Source organism: Corallococcus llansteffanensis, assembly GCF_003612055.1.
GTDB classification, from domain to species: Bacteria; Myxococcota; Myxococcia; order Myxococcales; family Myxococcaceae; genus Corallococcus; species Corallococcus llansteffanensis.
Genome location: NZ_RAWB01000784.1, coordinates 1 through 3680, shown reverse-complemented (window position 1 = coordinate 3680; position 3680 = coordinate 1). Strand labels below are relative to the sequence as shown.

2 protein-coding genes are annotated in these 3680 nt (G+C 72.4%); one reads left to right on the top strand and one right to left on the bottom strand.

Annotated elements, in window-relative coordinates; all coding sequences use genetic code 11:
• On the top strand, nt 1-2069 hold a 2069-nt coding region (locus tag D7V93_RS40110; protein WP_341870995.1), incomplete at its 5' end, for an ATP-binding protein.
• 7 nt (nt 2070-2076) lie between these two features.
• Here D7V93_RS40110 and D7V93_RS40105 read toward each other — a convergent pair.
• Nucleotides 2077-3678 carry a Sapep family Mn(2+)-dependent dipeptidase gene (locus D7V93_RS40105; RefSeq protein ID WP_244237796.1) on the bottom strand — a complete coding sequence of 534 codons (1602 nt, stop codon included), beginning with the start codon at nt 3676-3678 and terminating at the stop codon, nt 2077-2079.
• Nucleotides 3679-3680 lie beyond the last annotated feature (2 nt).

Here is a 3680-nt window from a genome sequence, read left to right as displayed (position 1 = left end):
GCCTGGGGAGGCTGGCGATGCAGGAGCCGGATTCACGCTCCGTGGACGAGCACAGGCAGGAGGACGCCCACGGGTCGGCGGCGGTGTTCCTGCGCGTCCACCGCGAGTCCCTGCTGGCCGAGTGGCAGCAGGCCATCCTGGACCACCTGGGCTGGAAGACCCCGAGGCACACGTCCTGGCTCATCGACCACCTGCCGGAGCTGCTCTCCACGCTGGCGGACGCGGTGGAGTCCGGACCCGAGGCGCTGGACCAGCGGCTGGAGGTCGCGCATGCGGCGGCGCGGATGGAGGAGGGCTTCGACCTGGGCGAGGTGGGCCAGGAGTACGCGCTCCTGCGCCGCTGCATCCTGCGCCGCCTGGAGGCCCAGGAGACGCCCCTGCGCAAGGGCGAGCTGACGCGGATGGAGGAGATGCTCGACCGGGTGGTGACCCGGACGATGACGTTCTTCTGGGAGACGAAGCAGCGCATCCTCCAGACGCTGGACCGCCTGGCCGAGGCGACGCTGGACGACCCGGACATGGAGACGCTCCTGGAGCGCCTGCTCACCCGGCTGATGGAGGCCGCGCTCACGGTGGACACGGCGGCGGTGCTGCTCCTGGAGGGTGACGCGCTGGTGGTGCATGCCGCGGTGGGCCTGGGCACCGACCAGGTGAAGGGCGCGCGCGTACCCCTGGGGCAGCTCACCCGCGAGATGGTGGCCACGCGCAAACCCTTCTTCATCCGCTCGGCGGCCACCGACCCGCGCGTGCTGCTGGAGCCCCTGCGCCGCGAGGGCCTGCGCGCGCTGTACGGCATCCCCCTGATGGACGGCGAGCGGCTGCGGGGCGTGGCGTACATGGGTTCGCGCACCGCATTCACCTTCTCCGACGCGGACACCCTGCTCTTCCATGCCGTCGCCCAGCGGGCCTCGGCGCACATCTCCCAGGTGGAGCTGCATGCGCGCGAGCACGCGGCCCGGCAGCAAGCGGAGGAGTCGCTGGCGCTGCTGGACTCGTTCCTGGAGGCCGTGCCCCTGGGCATCGCGTTCCTGGACCTGGAGCTGCGCCACGTGCGCGTCAACGGCACGCTCGCGGCCATCAACCACCAGCCCGTGGAGGCGCACCGGGGCCGCACGCTGCGCGAGATGGCCGGCGACAGCCTCGCGGAGCCCATCGAGCGCATCATGCGCAGGGTGCTGGAGCGTGGAGAGTCCGTGCAGGACGTGTTCCTCGAAAGAACGGACGCGGCGCGCGGCAGCACCACCTACTGGCAGGTGGACTACTTCCCGGTGCGCACCCAGGACGGGGCGCTGCTGGGGGTGGGCGCCGCGGTGGTGGACATCAGCGACCACAAGCACGCGGAGGCCACGCTCCAGCAGGCCCTGGACTTCCGCGAGGAGCTGCTGGCCATCCTGGGGCATGACCTGCGCAACCCCCTGCACGCGGTGACCGCGTCGGCCTTCATGCTGGGGCGGGCCCCCGGCCTGGACGACGCCTCGAAACGGGCGGTGGACCGCATCCGCAAGTCCTCCGCGCGGATGGGGCGGATGATCAACGACATCCTCGACTTCGCGCGCACCCGACTGGGCGGCGGCATCCCGGTGAACGCCCGGCACGTGAACATGGACGAGCTGTGTCAGGGCGCGCTGGAGGAGTTGCAGGTGACGTACCCGGAGCGCCCGCTACCGCTGAAGACGCGGGGCGGGAATCTGGAGGGCCACTGGGACCCGGACCGGGTGACGCAGGTGCTGGGCAACCTGGTGGTGAACGCGCTGCAACACGCGAGGAGCGACTCGCCGGTGTGCACCACGCTCACCGACGCAGGCGCGGACGTGGTGATGTGCGTGCACAACGAGGGCGACCCCATCCCGGAGGACCTGCTGCCGCGCCTGTTCGACCCGTTCAAGGCGTCCCGCGCCCCGGAAGAGAGCGGCAAGCACCGCAGCCTGGGTCTGGGGCTCTACATCGTGCACGAGATCGTCCAGATGCACGGCGGCAGCGTCCAGGTGGACTCGAGCGCCGAGCGGGGCACGACCTTCACCGTGCGCTGGCCCCGCGTCCCGCCGGCCCCGGGCCACCGTCCGGCGTGAGCCGCCGTCACGGCGTGGCCTTCACCTCGGGCGCGGGCGCGATGGCGAGCGTGTGCACGGCCTCCGCGAGCATGCGCGTGCCCAGGTCCAGCGTCTCCAGGGCGATGGACTCGTCCGGGGCGTGGCCGGTGTAGGGCTCCTTGGGGAACGCGGGCCCGAAGTCCACGGCGCGGGGGAACAGCCGCGCGTAGGTGCCGCCGCGGATGGAGCCGGGGACGGCGTCCGGGTCCTTGCGCTGGCGCTTGTAGATGTCCAGCAGCGTCTGGACCAGCGGGCCGGAGGTGTCCGCCACGTGCGGGTCGCCCACGTAGCGGCCCTTGCCCTCCTTCACCTGGCCCCCCGTCTCCTCGCCCACGCGCTTCGCGGCGGCGTCCAGGGCGGCGTTGAACGTCGGGCCATCCTCGCCCCGGGGCCTGCGCATGTTGATGCCCAGCGACACCGCGCCGTCCTTCACGCGCAACACCGTGGGCGCGACGAGCAGCGGGCCCATCAGCGCGTCCTGGTACGCGAGGCCCAGCTTGTCGCCGTGGTGGTCGCCGTCGAAGCGCTGGGAGACGACGCGCAGCATCGCGGCGATGCCGTTGTCCTCCAATGACAGACGCGCGGCCACGGCGGACAGGTCCCAGAGCGCGTTGTGGCCCTCGTCCGCGACGGAGGAGTGCACGGCGTTGCCGTGGGTGGTGAGGACCACGGTGGCGCCCTCGCGCTTCACGTCGGCCTTCAGGTCCTTGCGCGCGGGGCCTTCCGCGGCGATGGCGGCCTTCACGGCGGCCAGCACCGTCTCCGGCGTCTGGCCCTTCACGGCCGCGAGCTTCAGCGTGGCGGTGCCGGGCACCTGGGTGAGGAACTCGCCCGCGTTGACGTCCACGGCGCGGGCGATGGTGCCCTCCTTCGCGGCGGCAAGCGCGGGCCCCACGGGCGCCTCCAGCGTCCACGCGACGAAGCCGGACTGCGCGGCCATCACCGGGTAGCCGGAGTCCACGGAGATGACGTGCGTGGGCTTGGGCTCGGTGGTGGCGTACTTCGTCATGCCGGACCAGTCGCTCTCCTCGCCGTTGCCGATGATGACGAGCACGCGGCCCCGGGGCTTCAGGCCCAGGTCGTTCGCCATCGCGAGCGCGACGAGCCCGGAGGCGATGGGCCCCTTGTCGTCCTCCACGCCCCGGCCATGCAGGCGCCCGTTCACCACCACGGGCTTGAAGGGCGCGCGCTTCCACTCGTGTCCGGCGGCGGGGACGACGTCGCCGTGGAAGACGAGCCCCAGCAGCGGCTCGCCCGTGCCTTCACCCCAGGACAGCTCGAAGACATCGTTCTCGCCCACGGTGCGGAAGCCGAAGCCGTGCGCCTTCGCCCACGTCTCCAGGTAGCGGCCCATGGCGGCCATCTCCGGGTTCTTGGACGCGGGGGCTTCGCTGCTCACCGTCTTGAACCGGACGAGTGCCTGGGTGAGGGCCACCACGTCGTCCAGCGCACAGGCCTGGACGTAGGCGGTGTAACGCTCCGCGGCGGAGGCGCCCTTCAGGGCGGTGTCGGAGAACCGGGCGGCGCGGGCGGCGGGCTTGCCGGCGCAGCGGGGGTCCTTCGCGGCGAGGGCGGCGGTGGGCGCCAGGA